The organism is Suipraeoptans intestinalis (assembly GCF_009696485.1).
GTDB classification, from domain to species: Bacteria; Bacillota; Clostridia; order Lachnospirales; family Lachnospiraceae; genus Suipraeoptans; species Suipraeoptans intestinalis.
On the sequence record NZ_VULY01000018.1, the window covers coordinates 1,565,673 to 1,581,319 of the forward strand.

Genomic DNA, 15,647 nt, shown 5'->3' on the forward strand with positions numbered 1-15,647 from the left:
CCTCTTAGGGACGGCATTGTGGCGATCAGGGAGTGTGCCGCAAAAGCAATCCATCGCCTGTGAAGGATTCTGCACCGTGAGATCCTCTTTCAAGTCCGGGAGGAAAACCCTCAAAAAAACGGGAATTTCCGGAAGAATACTGGAAAAACAAGAAATTCTATGATAGAGTCAAAGCAGAAAATCTTAGGAAAGGGGAATTTTAGGAATGAGACCAAGGGGAAGGTGCTTATTGACGACACTGGTCATGTTGCTGGCGGCCATTTTCTGGCTGCCTGGAAATGCAGGGAGGGTGCATGCGGAGGAAGAGACGCCGGCACAGAGGTTTGCAGCTTTGCGGGAAAAGCTGCAGACGGCACAAGACGGTGAGGAGATCCTGCTGGAAGACGGAGACTATCTGTTTACAGAGACTTTAGTCCTAGAAGGAAAAAGCGTTGTGCTAAAGGCAGCGGGAAGTGCTGTGTTTAAACGGGGGGAAGGATTTTCAGACACCTTTCTGACCGTGGCAGAAGGGGCAGGTCTGACGCTGGAGTCAGGGATCGAGATAGACGGAGAACAGAAGGAGAGCAGGAGCAATGCGAATTTGCTCAGTGTGAAAGGTACTCTTACTATCAATGGCGGACGATATCATGACGCAAAAGGAAGAGGGGGATCTTACAGGGCCCCGATCATTGCAAGCGGGAAAAATGCCAGAATCACGCTGAATCAGGGAACGATAGAAAATCATGATTATAGCACGGCCTCCACCGCATACTCTTCCGGCGCATTCCGGTTGGAAAACGGCGCGGAAATGGTTATGAACGGAGGGATCATCCGAAAAAATCAGGCGTCTGTCTATTATCCATATCCCAGTCTGCTGTGGTCCGACTCTCCGGGAGCCGGAGCTGTATTTGTGGCGCCGGGAAGCAAGATGACCATGAATGGCGGAGAGATCAGTGAAAATCAAGGCTGGGCGGGAGCTGTCCTTGTGGGAAGCGCAAGTCCCTATGATTACGAAAGAAGCGCGGTTTCAGAAGACCGTCTGAAGCCCCAGGAACTGGCAACGGCTGTATTTTCCGGTGGAATCCTGAAGGGCAACAGAGGAGTAGGCGGCGGAGGAATCTCGGCAAATGGAAATGTAGAGGTATCACTGCCGGAAGGAAGTACCGTCGTGATCCGGGAAAACAGAGCCTATCAGGGCGGAGGCGTCTTTGTGTCCGACTGGGCGGTAGACGGCATTGGCCTGGAAAAAGAAATCGCCAAACTTCCCATTGATACCTGGGAGAAGCATTATGCAGGAAAGTTTCATATGGCAGGAGGACAGATCACAGAAAACCGGTCGGATCAGGTGGGCGGCGGCGTTTTGATCTCCTCCAACGGAGGACTTTTGACCGGAGGAGAGATTTCAAACAACATTTCAGGAGATTATGGCGGAGGGGTCGGCGTAACGACGATTCCTTATACTCTGAAAATAGAGAATGCGTATGTCAGCGGAAATCAGGCGACAGGAAGCAAAGGGATCATGACAGAAACAGGGATATATCTTCCGGCAAAGAGCGGCGGCGGAGCCTGGTTCTGTCCTACCGGAGAAGCGAAGTTTTATGCGGAAAATGGGGCGGCTATCGTAGACAACCATGCCGGGGAGGCAGGAGATGAGTTGTGGAGCTCGGATAAGCTGTCCGGAAACTATTCTGTGACATTGACGGATCGGCTGATCGGAGGGACGAAGATCCGCCATTATGAGGATAAAAAGGGCGCCAGATATCAGGAGCCGGGAGTGGAAATCCAGGTAAAAGATGCCTCCCGGGAGATTGCAGTGAAAAGCATTGCAGATCCGGAGGGCGTAGCAATTGCCAAAGCCTTGTCCAAGCTGATGATCACTGGGAATACTTCCTCGAAGGGCGGCGGGATCGGCTCCAATGGGAATGTTGTGTTTGGAAAGGTTCCGAAAGAAGAGAATCCGTTAAAAGAAATAGAGATCATAAAGATCTGGGAAAAAGGATTACAGCCGAAAGAGATCAAGGTAGAACTGCGGGCAAAAGAGGGAGAAACGGACTGGCTGATCGAGACCTGTACATTAAATACGGAAAATGGATTTCGCTACAAAGTAAAGGATCTGCCGGCAACAGTTCACGGAAAACCGATAGAAGAGCTGCTGTATGTGAAGGAGCTGCAATCGGAAGAATATCAGGTTACCGTAGGCAAGATAGAAAGGCAGGAAGGGGCTCCGACGTTAAGTTTCCGGTTGAATCGGCCGCAGTTTTCAGATTATGAAAATCTCATGGCAGTGTATCAGGAAAATGCAGAAGTGTTCGACCAGGAGGCATGGGAGCTGAAAAGCTTTGAAGTGGCGATCCGACTGGAGATAGAAGGACAGAAAGAGCCGGTTATTCAGAAGATGACCTACAATAAAGAAAGCTATTCCTGGGAGGGAAACGTTGCCTTTAAAGGAATTCCGATCACAGGGAAGGATGTGAAAGTGGAGTACGAGGAGGCTCCAAAGGGAGGATTTGTGGATCCGGGGCTGTTGGAATACCGATTAACTCTGAAGAAAAACCAGCAGGGAGAATGGGTGCTGAAGATTCCCAGGCTGCGTCCTTCCAATGTGCAGAATCCTACCGGAGAAGAAACAGTGCTGCGAGTAGAGGAGTTTGCCGTAAAAGCGCCGGAACAGGAAAGCTTTTCCATTCAGATCACAAACAAAGAGAGGATACCGGTCACCCCGCTGGAGCCGGCCAAAAGAAAACTGCAGGTGACCAAGGAATGGAAAGGGATCCAGCCGGAAAAAGCACCGGAAATAAAGGTGTATCTGGTAAAAAATGGAAAGAAAACAGATCGGTTTTTAACGCTGAATCGAGAGAATGAGTGGAAAGGAACCTTTGAAGATCTTCCGGTAACGGATACGGTGGAAGCAGAGGAAAATGTATATACGGTAGTGGAAGAGGGAGAAAAGGACGGCAGGGTTATTTTACAGGGAGACACTTACAAGGTGACCTATGACAAGTCTTCCATCCTCAATGAAAAAATCCCGCCTGAGGTTCCAAAAAAACCGGAGCAGCCGGGGAAAATCAAGAAAAACGAGAAAAAGGCGCCGAAGACAGGAGACACGAGGGCACTGCCGCTGCTGTTGCTGACTATGGTTTCGGCAGCAGGGATTCTGACAAGCAGAAAGCGATCGGGCAGGGACTCAGAAACGCTATAAAAGTCTGAAAAATGGAAGAAAAAGGGACGTTCCGGCACATCGGGGATCGATGAGGGGGCGTCCCTTTTTGGCGACTGTCTGTACTTCACTTTTCCGGCATCCTGGGATGTTAAGGCTCTTCCAGGATCTCTTTTAAGATTGCGATAGAATCCGATACAACCCTTGGACAAAGTTGAAAGAGCAGCCCTTTTTCAAAAATAATGGCGGCCTCTTCGTCCTTGGACAAATCATAGCCCAGGATCTGTCGGCAGAGACAGGAAGAATAGGTTTCGCAGAACTTCTCCTGAAACTTACGGGATTTTTCCATAAGAAGGGCTTTCTGCTTCCCTTCGTCTACGTCGCTATGTCCATAAACCAGACCGAGGACTGCCAGGGCCCCGATGACGGCGCCGCAGCTTTCGCCTCGTCCCATGCCGCCGTCGAAGGCGCCACCCAACTTGCGAAGCTGCTGCCGGCTCAGACCGGTCTCTTCGGAGAACTCGCCGGTTACGATCTGGGCGCATCCCACTCCGTGCTGGAACAATTCTACAATGGTGGAAAGATCCGGTGGTGTTTGTGTATGCATATCTTCTCCTCCTTATTCCGTGGCTCCGCCGCAGCTGGAGCCCTGGCCTGCCGTGCAGCCATAACAGTGTTTGTCTACGCAGATACGCCGCTTTTTATAGGGCTTTCCTACCAGGTCGAAAATCGTCTCCCCCGTCAGGATGGGAAGGTCTTCCGCCTGATTGAAGTCGCAGTCGTATAGCTTGCCATCATATCGGACGGACAACTGGAAACGGCACATCAGTCCTCCTAAAGTGCCGGGATTGAAGGCCTGATACAGACTGTTCATATAAGAGGGCAGATTGCCGCTTCGAATAAGGAATTGTCCGAAACGTCCTATGGGATTATTTATCAAGGTAAACAGATGGTGGAATACGATTCCGAAATCCTTTTGCAGGGCTGCCTTGTATTCCCGCTCCATAGCAGATTGCTCCGGAGGGAAAAAGGCGCCGGCCGGATTGTAGACCAGGTTCAAAACCAGATCCTCCTGCCTGCCATAGCCTGCCTGATTCAATCGGGTCAAAGCTTCAATCGATCGTTCAAAGGAGCTATCTCCCCGCACCCGGTTCATTTCTTTGGGGCGGTAATAAGGGAGGGAACAGACCACCTCCACCTTGTGGGCTTTAAAAAAGTCGATAAAATCTTCGTAACCGGGTTCTGTCAGAATGACCAGGTTGGTACGCACGATCACATGAGGCGCGATCCGGACGGCCTGTTCCACAAGGTATTTGAAATCCGGATTCATCTCCGGAGCACCGCCGGTAATATCAATGGTTTCAATTTGTTGCTCTCTGGCATACCGAAGACAGGCATCCATCACATTTCGCGCCATGATCTCCGTGCGATGGGGACCTCCCTCCACATGGCAGTGCTTGCAGGCCAGATTGCAAAGATATCCGATATTCAGTTGTAAAACAGACAGATGATCGGCGGTATGGCCCCATTCCTCTGAAAGAAGCGTGGAGAAGGCCGGAATATCCGTCAATTCCTGAAATGCATTTCTCATTGCCATAGCTACAACTCCAATTTTTTTGCAATATTTTTCATCTGTACGCCATGTACCAGGGAAGCACCGCCGCGAATAGCAGTTGCCACATGGATCGCTTCTGTCATTTGCGCCTGGCTGACTCCTTTGTTTAGGCAGTCGTTTGTGTAAGCGTCAATGCAGTAAGGGCACTGAATAGAATGTGCCACGGCCAAAGCGATCAATGATTTTTCGCGAGCGGTCAGCTCTCCTTCTGCAAAAACTTTTCCATAGTAGTCAAAAAAGGCTCTGGCAAGCTCGGGAGCTTCCTCTCCCATTGTGGAAAACTTGGCCAGATCCTCGGGATTGTAGTAGGTGTTCATAAAAAGTTCCTCCTTTCAGACAGCGGCAGACTCCTTTGCAGAGTCTGCCCGATACTGAAAGTATTCTAGCATAAAAGTGGTCCGCAGGGCAATGCAAGAGGGAATACATTGAAAATACCAATGAAAGGATGTCTATTATAGAAAATAACAATAATACCCTGTTCCCTCCCCGTTAGGATGCAGCTGTTGCTTAACAGCAGCAACCGCCACTGCTTTCTTCGGCGGCATCAGGCTCCGGCACAGAGGCACAGCCGTCAAATGCCCCAAAGTGGCGGGAACGATCCCCGATGATGGTAAAGTAGGGGGCAAAGCGTGTGTGCTCCAGCATGGCACAAGAATTGCCGCATACGGAAAGAGGAAGATGAGCATAGAGTCTATGATGATCATCCAGATCAAAGAAATGTTCATGCCCTTCTATGCCGCCGTTGTAAATGGCAATCTGTCCGTATTGCTCGCAGATATCTTCCAAAAGATGAGGAAGCTTAAAAGCGCGCACAGTGCGGGAGGAATATTGGATATTTCCTACCAGTGCTTCAATGTCCGGATTATGAATGGCAGCCGGATAAGAGGTGGTATAACGAAAATCCTCCCACCCTACACGGCGCATCATACGCCGGAAGTCTTCGATATAGAGGCAGCCGCCCAGACACTCGCCAACCAGGACCGGGTGATGATTGATGGCATCCGGAACCCGACGATCTGCAAAAATATCACTGAAGAACAACTCGCCTCCGGGCTTCAAAACTCTCCAGATCTCTCGGAAAACCTTTTCCTTGTCCGGAGCGAGATTGATCACACAGTTGGAAATGACCACGTCCACACTTTCATCGGGGATCCCGACCTCCCGAAGATCCTCGATAAACCCCTTATGAAAGACCACGTTGTCGTATCCATATGCTTCCGCCATGGTTTTTTGATATTTTCTGGCGATGGCAAGCTGATCGTCATTCATGTCAACGCCGATGACCTTGCCGCTTTTTCCGACAAGAGCAGCCGCAATATACACGTCGCGGCCGGTCCCGCAGCCAAGATCCAATACGGTACAGCCTTCTAAGGCGTCGGGAAGGGGAGATCCACATCCATAAAAACGGGTGGTGATCTCTTCCGGGATCTTCCGGGCGATCTGCCGGATATGGGGAGGCATTTTGTCAGAAGCACAGCTACAGATCTGCGTTTCCATCTGTCCCCCCTGGTTGACGGTAATGTTGCTGTAGTATTCTTTTACATCCTGGTGTTCCATCGTTTTCTCCTTTTCCCCCTGAATACAGGGACTGATATTTTTACAGCAGATATAAGGACAGATATCTGCTGAATAACTGTGGGTCAAGCATACCATTTTTTTAAAAAACAGAAAAGAGAAAAGCGAAAAAACCGGGAAAGAAGGCGGGAGAAAAAGGCGGAAGATATTTCTGAAGAAAATCGAAAGAAAAGTGGCAGATTCAGAGAAATTACTTGTATTTGCAGGGGAGTCGTGATACTCTCCATAGGTAAGTGATGTTGGTAATACAGAGAGGTTTTTTCATAGATGTTTAAAAGAATAAAAAGGTTATGGGGAAGAAACAAAAGGCAGGAGAGACGCTGGAAAAAAGAGTTTTATGAGGAAGTGAAGGACCTGACAAGACATCCTGTGGTGCTACGTATGAAGCTTTATCCGCACCATGGAGTGACCAGTTGTTACGCACACTGTCTGAGTGTGGCCTATCAGAATTATAAGTGGAGCAGGATCCTGCGTCTGGATGCGCGGGCTGCAGCAAGAGGGGCGATGCTGCACGACCTGTTCTTATATGACTGGCATGAGTGCAGGGCGAAAACGGGAAATCCGGTTCACGGACTGACTCACCCGGAATCTGCCTATAAAAATGCAAGGAAGTTTTTCCGTTTGGGAAGAAAAGAAAGAGACGTGATACGGACACATATGTGGCCGCTGACCCTTTGGCGTATCCCGGAGACAAAAGAAGGATGGCTGACGGTGATAACGGATAAGTATTGTGGAGCTTTGGAGACTTGTAAGAGGAAAGAGAAGCGGAAAAGAGTGAAAGGAAGATAGACATGCGTCGCAAGGACAGGAACTTCAGGACTGTGAAGGAATCTGAAGATGGGACAGAGAAACTGATCGACCGGCTGGTGGAAGAGATCAATACGGAGGATATGACCATCCAGGATTTGGAACAGCAGATCCGCCGGCACAAGATACGGTTCTGGCAGAGAGTGGGAGCAGGGGTGGCCGTCACACTGGCGCTTGCCATTGGGATCTATCTGCTGATCGCTTTGCAGACATACAGTAAGGCGAGGGTGCTGAAAACGTATTCGGACGGCGAGATTGCCAACAGCAGTTATGCTTACTTTAACGGCGGGATTTTGAAATACAGCCGGGATGGGGCGGCTTATCTGAATCAACAGGGAGAAGAAAAATGGAACCAATCCTATCAGATCAGCAATCCTGTTGTGGAGCAAAACAAAAAAGCGGCGGTGATCGCAGACAAGGGAGGCAACGATATCTGGGTGGTAGAAAAGGACGGAGTAAAGGGAGAGATCCACACTACTATGCCCATTGAAAAGGTTGCAGTTTCACAACAGGGGATCGTGGGAGCTATCTTAAGAGACGATATGGCAGCCAAGATCCTGTGCTACGATATGGAGGGGAACGTGTTGGTGGAGATGAAAACGTCCCCGGCGAATACGGGCTACCCCATGGATCTTTCCATTTCAGAAAACGGGGAAACGGTGCAGGTGCTGTATCTGACTACGCAGGAGGGAAAGATTGCTTCAGAGATTGTGTATTATAATTTTGGAAAAAACGGGAATGAAAAAAAAGAGTATGTAGTATCCAGGGAACATTATGAAAATGTGGTAATGGCAGAGGGGGCTTTTCTGGACCGGACGAACTCAGTGGGAATACACGATAAGGGATTTGTCATCTATCGAGGAGAAAGCCAGCCAAAAGAAGTGGAAAAGGTCAGCATTAAGAAGAAAATCAAAAGTGCATTTTTCAATGACCGGTACATCGGACTTATCCTGCAAAATGAAAAAAAAGGCGGATGTGAGCTCAGACTGTACAATACGGCAGGAAAAAAAGTGTTATCGAAAAACTTCAAGGGAGAGTACAGCCAGGTTCAGATCCATGACAGTCAGGTGATTTTGTATGAAGGAAAAAAATGCTGTATTTTTTCAAAAAGTGGTGTGAAAAAGTTTGAAGGCGAGCTAAGCAGTTCCATACAGGAAATGTTTCCGATCTCAGGCGTGAACAAATATATTGTGATCAACACCGACGGGATCCAGGAAGTAAGGCTGGTAAAGTAAACAGGTGTACCTTCAGGGAGGCACCTGTAAGATCCGGCGCCTGCGGTGGAACAGAGATTGGAAAACAGAGTTTCACAATAGAAACACATGGAAACAAATGAGAGAGGACATACAAAACAGGCTTTCGCAGTACAAAAAGGAAAAGAAAAAGAAGGAAGACAGGGGGAAAGCGGATGAATCTGGCATTAATAGCAACCGGCATTATCTTTTTGATCTGCATCATCGTAGGAATTTGCAAGGGAGCGATCAGAATAGGCGTGTCTCTTTTGACGACGATTGTAACATTTCTTATCGTTTCTTTTGCGACGCCCTATGTGGCAAAGGCGATTGACAAATACACTCCGATAGACGAGGCCATAGAAGAGCAGGTAGAAGAGGCCATGATACGGATGGTCACAAATCAGGTACAGGAAGCGGGAACCTCTGGAAATCTTTCGGCAGAAGGGGTCAAAAAAGTGTTGAACGCAGCAGGAATTACGGAAGAAACCCTGCAGCAGTATGGAGTTACCGTGGATGATATTGTCAGCGGAAAGGTAGGAAAAGAGGAGCTGGCGAAATACGGAATTTCGGCCAGCCTGTTGGACGGTCTGTATGCAGGAGGAAAAGAAGCAAGCACGAAAGAGGTGTTGGATCTGGTAAATGTGCCGAGAGAGATGCAGATTTCTGCTATTAATACGGCGGATATCCCGGCGATTTTCAAGACACTGTTGATCCATCACAATAACGAAGAAGAATATAAGCGTCTGGGAGTGGATAGTTTCGGGGGGTATGTGGGAGCGTATCTTGCTGACCTGATCGTAAAGATCCTGGCATTTTTGGGCACATTTTTGCTGACGATCATTCTTTTACGGGCGATTATTTTTGCTTTGAATATCGTGTCAGAACTTCCTGTGATCGGGTTCCTTAACCGGCTGGGGGGAGGAATCCTGGGCGGTGTGGGCGCGCTGGTCATCGTGTGGATCCTGTTTGTTGTGATTACTCTGCTGTATACTACGGGGGTAGGCAAAGAAATCTATGATATGATACAAAACGATACGATCCTCCGGACAATTTATGACGGCAATCCGGTTATGAAGATCATTACTCTGATCCGGTAGAACCGGAATGTGGGGAATTGTTTCAGAAATGCTTGACAGGAACCGGAAAGTAATACTATAATAGCAATCGGGCTTGCAAAAGCCCGCAGTACGGAGAAATACCCAAGCTGGCCGAAGGGGCTCCCCTGGAAAGGGAGTAGGTCGTTAATAGCGGCGCGAGGGTTCAAATCCCTCTTTCTCCGCTGAAATGGGAAGCATCGAATTTAGATGGTTCTCATTTTTATTGCAGGTTTACTACAGGAAGCACGGCAGAAACCCAAGATCCATCTGGCGTCGATATTTGTGGCAAGAGCAATCACGAAATAATAGTAATGGAATATGTCAAAAAGAACAAAAAGTATTCTGGTTCTATACGGACATTTTCGGGCAACAAAAAAGGGCAACAAAAATGAGAGGATTTTGAAAAAATCTGTTGACAGAGATTCTTTACCTGTGATACTATATCTAAGCTGATTCGCAATGAGCGAGCGGCAAAGCACCTTGATAACTGAACAATAGACAACAACCCTGAAAATTTCTTAAGAGAAAAATTCAGAACGGACAGGACCATGTTCTGCATGGAACTGTCAACCTAAAACAACAGTAATAACGGGAAGATAAGCTAACGTTTGTCTGAAACGGAATTGAACTTCGCGCATGAGAATGCGTATAGGAAGCTCCTGCGTCACTAAGCTCACAACAGAAGTTGTTCGCCAAGTGGACGAGGAGCGTATTCAAACTAGACCTCGTGAGATACCGAGCTCAAGTTTTCATACGAGAGTTTGATCCTGGCTCAGGATGAACGCTGGCGGCGTGCTTAACACATGCAAGTCGAGCGAAGCACCTTATGGAAACGCCTTCGGGAGTGGAAGCAAGGTGACTGAGCGGCGGACGGGTGAGTAACGCGTGGGCAACCTGCCTTACACAGGGGGATAACAGTTAGAAATGACTGCTAATACCGCATAAGACCACAGGATCGCATGATGAAGTGGTAAAAACTGAGGTGGTGTAAGATGGGCCCGCGTCTGATTAGCTAGTTGGTGAGGTAACGGCTCACCAAGGCGACGATCAGTAGCCGACCTGAGAGGGTGACCGGCCACATTGGGACTGAGACACGGCCCAGACTCCTACGGGAGGCAGCAGTGGGGAATATTGCACAATGGAGGAAACTCTGATGCAGCGACGCCGCGTGAAGGAGGAAGTATTTCGGTATGTAAACTTCTATCAGCAGGGAAGAAAGTGACGGTACCTGACTAAGAAGCCCCGGCTAACTACGTGCCAGCAGCCGCGGTAATACGTAGGGGGCAAGCGTTATCCGGATTTACTGGGTGTAAAGGGAGCGTAGACGGTTTCGTAAGTCTGATGTGAAAATTTGGGGCTCAACCCCAAAACTGCATTGGAAACTATGGAACTGGAGTGTCGGAGAGGCAGGCGGAATTCCTAGTGTAGCGGTGAAATGCGTAGATATTAGGAGGAACACCAGTGGCGAAAGCGGCCTGCTGGACGATAACTGACGTTGAGGCTCGAAAGCGTGGGGAGCAAACAGGATTAGATACCCTGGTAGTCCACGCCGTAAACGATGACTACTAGGTGTCGGTGGGCAAAGCCCATCGGTGCCGCAGCAAACGCACTAAGTAGTCCACCTGGGGAGTACGTTCGCAAGAATGAAACTCAAAGGAATTGACGGGGACCCGCACAAGCGGTGGAGCATGTGGTTTAATTCGAAGCAACGCGAAGAACCTTACCTGGTCTTGACATCCCGATGACCGCGTATGTAATGTACGTTCTCTACGGAGCATTGGAGACAGGTGGTGCATGGTTGTCGTCAGCTCGTGTCGTGAGATGTTGGGTTAAGTCCCGCAACGAGCGCAACCCCTATCTTTAGTAGCCAGCAGGTAGAGCTGGGCACTCTAGAGAGACTGCCAGGGAGAACCTGGAGGAAGGTGGGGATGACGTCAAATCATCATGCCCCTTATGATCAGGGCTACACACGTGCTACAATGGCGTAAACAAAGGGAAGCAAGCATGTGAATGTGAGCAAATCTCAAAAATAACGTCTCAGTTCGGATTGTAGTCTGCAACTCGACTACATGAAGCTGGAATCGCTAGTAATCGCAAATCAGAATGTTGCGGTGAATACGTTCCCGGGTCTTGTACACACCGCCCGTCACACCATGGGAGTCAGTAACGCCCGAAGCCGGTGACCTAACCGCAAGGAAGGAGCCGTCGAAGGTGGGACCGATAACTGGGGTGAAGTCGTAACAAGGTAGCCGTATCGGAAGGTGCGGCTGGATCACCTCCTTTCTAAGGAAAAAGAAGTAAGGGCTGTTGTCTATTGTTTGGTTATCAAGGGGAGACCTTTGAGAGCCGTAAGAAGCTTTTGGAAGGATTGTCTGGTGGCGATGCGCCCGGGGGAAACACCCGTACCCATCCCGAACACGATGGTGAAGGCCCGGGCGGCCGATGGTACTGCATTGGAGACGATGTGGGAGAGTAGGTGGCTGCCAGACTTTAAAAAAGAAAAAGGCATTGAAGGAACCGGGAAAGAGCCGGGGTTTGTCTGTGATGAAAGGGTTGAAGGAAGCGGCGGGAGATGCTGCCGGGAAGGCTTCAGGACTTTGATGACCGACAAACGGTCAGCCATGTACCTTGAAAACCGCATAGAAGTTAAGAAAAGATAGACTTCTTTTTGGGAGGAGGAAAGCGGAAGCTTTCGGAAGACCCGAAAAGGAGCAAATATCAAGACATCCGAGGGATGTCCGAGAGGACATCAAAGAACCTTCGAAGAAAACGAAGTAAAACAATTGACCGATTGCCAACGCCGGTAACGCTATACCGGTGTAGAGTCAGGAAGCAGGGAGCGACAGATGATCTGCTGCTTGCTGAGTCGTTTGGTCATGTAGAAAAGAGCATATGGTGGATGCCTTGGCACTAAGAGCCGATGAAAGACGTGATAAGCTGCGAAAAGCTTCGGGGAGGAGCAAATATCCTGTGATCCGAAGATCTCTGAATGGGGAAACCCGGCTGAGAAACCCTCAGTCATCCTGACGCCAACACATAACGTCAGGAAGGGAACCCGGTGAACTGAAACATCTAAGTAGCCGGAGGAAAAGAAAACAAACGTGATTCCGGAAGTAGCGGCGAGCGAACCCGGAAGAGCCCAAACGTCCGTGCGAGCACGGGCGGGTTCGGACCGCAGAAGCTGAACTTCAACTTGAGCAGAATGGTTTTGGGAAAGCCAGCCAGAGAGGGTGAAAGCCCCGTAAGCGAAGAGAAGGAGACGGCAGCGGGATCCAGAGTACCACGAGACACGAGAAACCTTGTGGGAAGGAGCGGGGACCACCCCGTAAGGCTAAATACTCCTTAGTGACCGATAGCGCATAGTACTGTGAAGGAACGGTGAAAAGAACCCCGGGAGGGGAGTGAAAGAGAACCTGAAACCATATGTTTACAAGCTGTGGAACATCCATAAGAGATGAACCGCGTACTTTTTGTAGAACGGTCCGGCGAGTTACGCTGGCTGGCGAGGTTAAGTCTTAGAAGAGACGGAGCCGAAGGGAAACCAAGTCTGAAGAGGGCGAAAGAGTCAGTCGGAGTAGACCCGAAACCGGGTGATCTATCCATGTCCAGGTTGAAGTTGCCGTAAAAGGCAATGGAGGACCGAACCCACATCCGTTGAAAAGGGTGGGGATGAGGTGTGGATAGGGGAGAAATTCCAATCGAACCCGGAGATAGCTGGTTCTCCTCGAAATAGCTTTAGGGCTAGCCTCGAATCAAGTCTTGCGGAGGTAGAGCACTGAATTTCCTAGGGGGCGTCAAAGCTTACCGAAGAATATCAAACTCCGAATGCCGCGTAGATGATGAACGGGAGTCAGACTGTACGAGATAAGTTGGACAGTCGAAAGGGAAAGAGCCCAGACCTGCAGCTAAGGTCCCAAAATGTGTGTTAAGTGGAAAAGGATGTGGGATTTCAAAGACAACTAGGATGTTGGCTTAGAAGCAGCCATACATTCAAAGAGTGCGTAATAGCTCACTAGTCGAGAGGTCCTGCGCCGAAAATGTCCGGGGCTGAAACACACTACCGAAGCTCAGGAATCAATGAAGAATTGATTGGTAGAGGAGCATTGCTGATGTGAAGAAGCAGTACCGGAAGGAGCTGTGGAGTATCAGGAAGAGAGAATGCCGGAATGAGTAGCGAGAGGAAGGTGAGAATCCTTCCGGCCGAATATCCAAGGTTTCCAGAGTAAAGCTGATCTGCTCTGGGTAAGTCGGGGCCTAAGGCGAGGGCGAGAGCCGTAGTCGATGGAGAACAGGTAGAGATTCCTGTACCGCGATGGGACAGAACTGTGGGGACACACGTGGAAAGCATAAGCCGGGAATGGAAAGACCGGCGCAAGCGAGGTAGGAGCTGTAAAGGAAAAACCGTACAGCAATCTGAAGACGTGACGCGTACCGAAGAAGAGTAGGGAAGTATGTGAGCCATGTGTCAAGAAAAGCCGCTATTGTTTTCATCGCGCCCGTACCGTAAACCGACACAGGTGGATGAGGAGAGAATCCTAAGGCCGACGGGAGAAGCATTGTTAAGGAACTCGGCAAAATGACTCCGTAACTTCGGGAGAAGGAGTGCCAGAGGAATCTGGCCGCAGAGAATTGGCCCAAGCAACTGTTTAGCAAAAACACAGGTCTATGCAAAACCGAAAGGTGAGGTATATGGGCTGACGCCTGCCCGGTGCTGGAAGGTTAAGGGGAGAGGTTAGACGTAGGTCGAAGCTTTGAACTTAAGCCCCAGTAAACGGCGGCCGTAACTATAACGGTCCTAAGGTAGCGAAATTCCTTGTCGGGTAAGTTCCGACCCGCACGAAAGGCGTAATGATTTGGGCACTGTCTCAACAATGCACCCGGTGAAATTGAAATACCAGTGAAGATGCTGGTTACCTGCGCCAGGACGGAAAGACCCCATGGAGCTTTACTCCAGCTTGATACTGGGATTCGGTATTGTATGTACAGGATAGGTGGGAGACGAGGAAGTGATGACGCCAGTTGTCACAGAGTCGCTGTTGGGATACCACCCTTGCAGTATTGGATTTCTAACCAGAGGCCGTGAACCGGTCTGGGGACAATGTCAGGTGGGGAGTTTGACTGGGGCGGTCGCCTCCGAAAGGGTATCGGAGGCGCTCAAAGGTTCCCTCAGAATGGTTGGAAACCATTCGAAGAGTGCAAAGGCAGAAGGGAGCTTGACTGCGACACCGACGGGTGGAGCAGGTAGGAAACTAGGACTTAGTGATCCGGTGGTAGAAAGTGGGATTGCCATCGCTCAACGGATAAAAGCTACCCTGGGGATAACAGGCTTATCACTCCCAAGAGTTCACATCGACGGAGTGGTTTGGCACCTCGATGTCGGCTCATCGCATCCTGGGGCTGAAGTAGGTCCCAAGGGTTGGGCTGTTCGCCCATTAAAGCGGTACGCGAGCTGGGTTCAGAACGTCGTGAGACAGTTCGGTCCCTATCCGGCGTGGGCGTAGGATATTTGAGAGGAGCTGTCCTTAGTACGAGAGGACCGGGATGGACTGGCCGCTGGTGTATCTGTTGCATTACCAAGTGCATGGCAGAGTAGCCAAGCCGGGACGGGATAAACGCTGAAGGCATCTAAGCGTGAAGCCCCCCTCAAGATGAGATATCCCTACGAAAGTAGTAAGACCCCTTGAAGACGACGAGGTAGATAGGGCAGAGGTGGAAGTGCAGTAATGTATGGAGCTGACTGCTACTAATCGGTCGAGGGCATGACCGAAGGGGAATCGGTAGAAGACGGATGCTTAACTTGTATGTGGTTTTGAAGGTACATGGAGAATAGAAGAATGATCCTCGATAGCTCAGCGGTAGAGCATTCGGCTGTTAACCGAAGGGTCGTTGGTTCAAACCCAACTCGGGGAGTTTGATGACCTGTAAAAGATTTCTTTTACAGGTCATTTTTTATACGTTACGATTCGGCATCTATCTGGAAATTTGCATTTCGTAATTTGGTAGTGGTAAGACCGATCTTTGCAATAATGGTCTTGGCCGTATCCAACGGAATCATGGGAATCTGGCTTATCCTGAGCCACAAGCTAGATCCTCAAAAGTACGGCGGCGCTTCCAAAAAGACAGATGGAAAAATGATACAAAATAATCCGAAGAAATCTGGTTTCCTAGGGAAGAGATATGAT

The 15,647-nt window shown here is 49.5% G+C and carries 9 protein-coding genes, 2 tRNA genes and 3 rRNA genes; 9 read left to right on the top strand and 5 right to left on the bottom strand.

From position 1 onward, the window contains the following. Positions 1–229: 229 nt before the first annotated feature. Positions 230–3,178 (top strand): Cna B-type domain-containing protein, encoded by a 2,949-nt coding sequence (locus FYJ34_RS08170; protein WP_173017080.1) that lies wholly within the window; start codon positions 230–232, stop codon positions 3,176–3,178. A gap of 109 nt (positions 3,179–3,287) precedes the next feature. On the opposite strand, the gene FYJ34_RS08175 is transcribed toward FYJ34_RS08170, so the two are convergent. From FYJ34_RS08175 to FYJ34_RS08190, 4 genes are all read right to left on the bottom strand, one after another. After that, the gene (locus FYJ34_RS08175; protein ID WP_154477730.1) at positions 3,288–3,743 is read right to left on the bottom strand and encodes a C-GCAxxG-C-C family protein; all 456 of its coding nucleotides are present in this window, start codon (positions 3,741–3,743) and stop codon (positions 3,288–3,290) included. A 12-nt stretch (positions 3,744–3,755) separates the two neighbouring features. Further along, complete coding sequence (gene arsS / locus FYJ34_RS08180) at positions 3,756–4,733, bottom strand: arsenosugar biosynthesis radical SAM (seleno)protein ArsS (RefSeq protein ID WP_173017081.1); 978 nt, start codon at positions 4,731–4,733, stop codon at positions 3,756–3,758. A 2-nt stretch (positions 4,734–4,735) separates the two neighbouring features. Beyond that, positions 4,736–5,068 (bottom strand): arsenosugar biosynthesis-associated peroxidase-like protein, encoded by a 333-nt coding sequence (locus FYJ34_RS08185; RefSeq protein WP_154477732.1) that lies wholly within the window; start codon positions 5,066–5,068, stop codon positions 4,736–4,738. 190 nt (positions 5,069–5,258) lie between these two features. Next, positions 5,259–6,308, bottom strand: a complete 1,050-nt coding sequence (locus tag FYJ34_RS08190; protein WP_154477734.1) for a methyltransferase domain-containing protein — start codon at positions 6,306–6,308, stop codon at positions 5,259–5,261. A gap of 285 nt (positions 6,309–6,593) precedes the next feature. Here FYJ34_RS08190 and FYJ34_RS08195 point away from each other — a divergent pair, with 285 nt between their 5' ends. The 8 genes from FYJ34_RS08195 to FYJ34_RS08230 all read left to right on the top strand — a co-directional run bounded on the left by FYJ34_RS08195 (position 6,594) and on the right by FYJ34_RS08230 (position 15,375). After that, on the top strand, positions 6,594–7,115 hold the full coding sequence (locus FYJ34_RS08195; RefSeq protein WP_154477736.1) for an HD domain-containing protein: 522 nt from the start codon (positions 6,594–6,596) through the stop codon (positions 7,113–7,115). 32 nt (positions 7,116–7,147) lie between these two features. Further along, positions 7,148–8,368 (top strand): DUF5711 family protein, encoded by a 1,221-nt coding sequence (locus FYJ34_RS08200; RefSeq protein ID WP_276959370.1) that lies wholly within the window; start codon positions 7,148–7,150, stop codon positions 8,366–8,368. Positions 8,369–8,541: 173 nt separating this feature from the next. Continuing rightward, on the top strand, positions 8,542–9,465 hold the full coding sequence (locus tag FYJ34_RS08205; RefSeq protein ID WP_154477739.1) for a CvpA family protein: 924 nt from the start codon (positions 8,542–8,544) through the stop codon (positions 9,463–9,465). Between the two features lie 92 nt (positions 9,466–9,557). After that, a tRNA-Ser gene (locus FYJ34_RS08210) sits at positions 9,558–9,647 on the top strand. Between the two features lie 567 nt (positions 9,648–10,214). Then, a 16S ribosomal RNA gene (locus FYJ34_RS08215) occupies positions 10,215–11,748 on the top strand. 88 nt (positions 11,749–11,836) lie between these two features. Then, a 5S ribosomal RNA gene (gene rrf / locus FYJ34_RS08220) occupies positions 11,837–11,954 on the top strand. A gap of 383 nt (positions 11,955–12,337) precedes the next feature. Continuing rightward, a 23S ribosomal RNA gene (locus FYJ34_RS08225) occupies positions 12,338–15,232 on the top strand. The 16S, 23S and 5S rRNA genes sit together here with 1 tRNA gene alongside, the layout of an rRNA operon. Positions 15,233–15,303: 71 nt before the next feature. After that, positions 15,304–15,375: transfer RNA gene (locus tag FYJ34_RS08230), tRNA-Asn, on the top strand. A 46-nt stretch (positions 15,376–15,421) separates the two neighbouring features. Here FYJ34_RS08230 and FYJ34_RS13565 read toward each other — a convergent pair. Then, entirely contained in the window at positions 15,422–15,547 is a 126-nt protein-coding gene (locus FYJ34_RS13565) for a hypothetical protein (protein WP_268878931.1), read from the bottom strand. Positions 15,548–15,647: the final 100 nt, after the last annotated feature.

Coding starts and splice junctions, on each gene's coding strand:
- FYJ34_RS08175 (WP_154477730.1), bottom strand. CDS start 3,743: ATGCATACACAAACACCACCGGATCTTTCCACCATTGTAGAATTGTTC.
- arsS (WP_173017081.1), bottom strand. CDS start 4,733: ATGGCAATGAGAAATGCATTTCAGGAATTGACGGATATTCCGGCCTTC.
- FYJ34_RS08185 (WP_154477732.1), bottom strand. CDS start 5,068: ATGAACACCTACTACAATCCCGAGGATCTGGCCAAGTTTTCCACAATG.
- FYJ34_RS08190 (WP_154477734.1), bottom strand. CDS start 6,308: ATGGAACACCAGGATGTAAAAGAATACTACAGCAACATTACCGTCAAC.
- FYJ34_RS08195 (WP_154477736.1), top strand. CDS start 6,594: ATGTTTAAAAGAATAAAAAGGTTATGGGGAAGAAACAAAAGGCAGGAG.
- FYJ34_RS08205 (WP_154477739.1), top strand. CDS start 8,542: ATGAATCTGGCATTAATAGCAACCGGCATTATCTTTTTGATCTGCATC.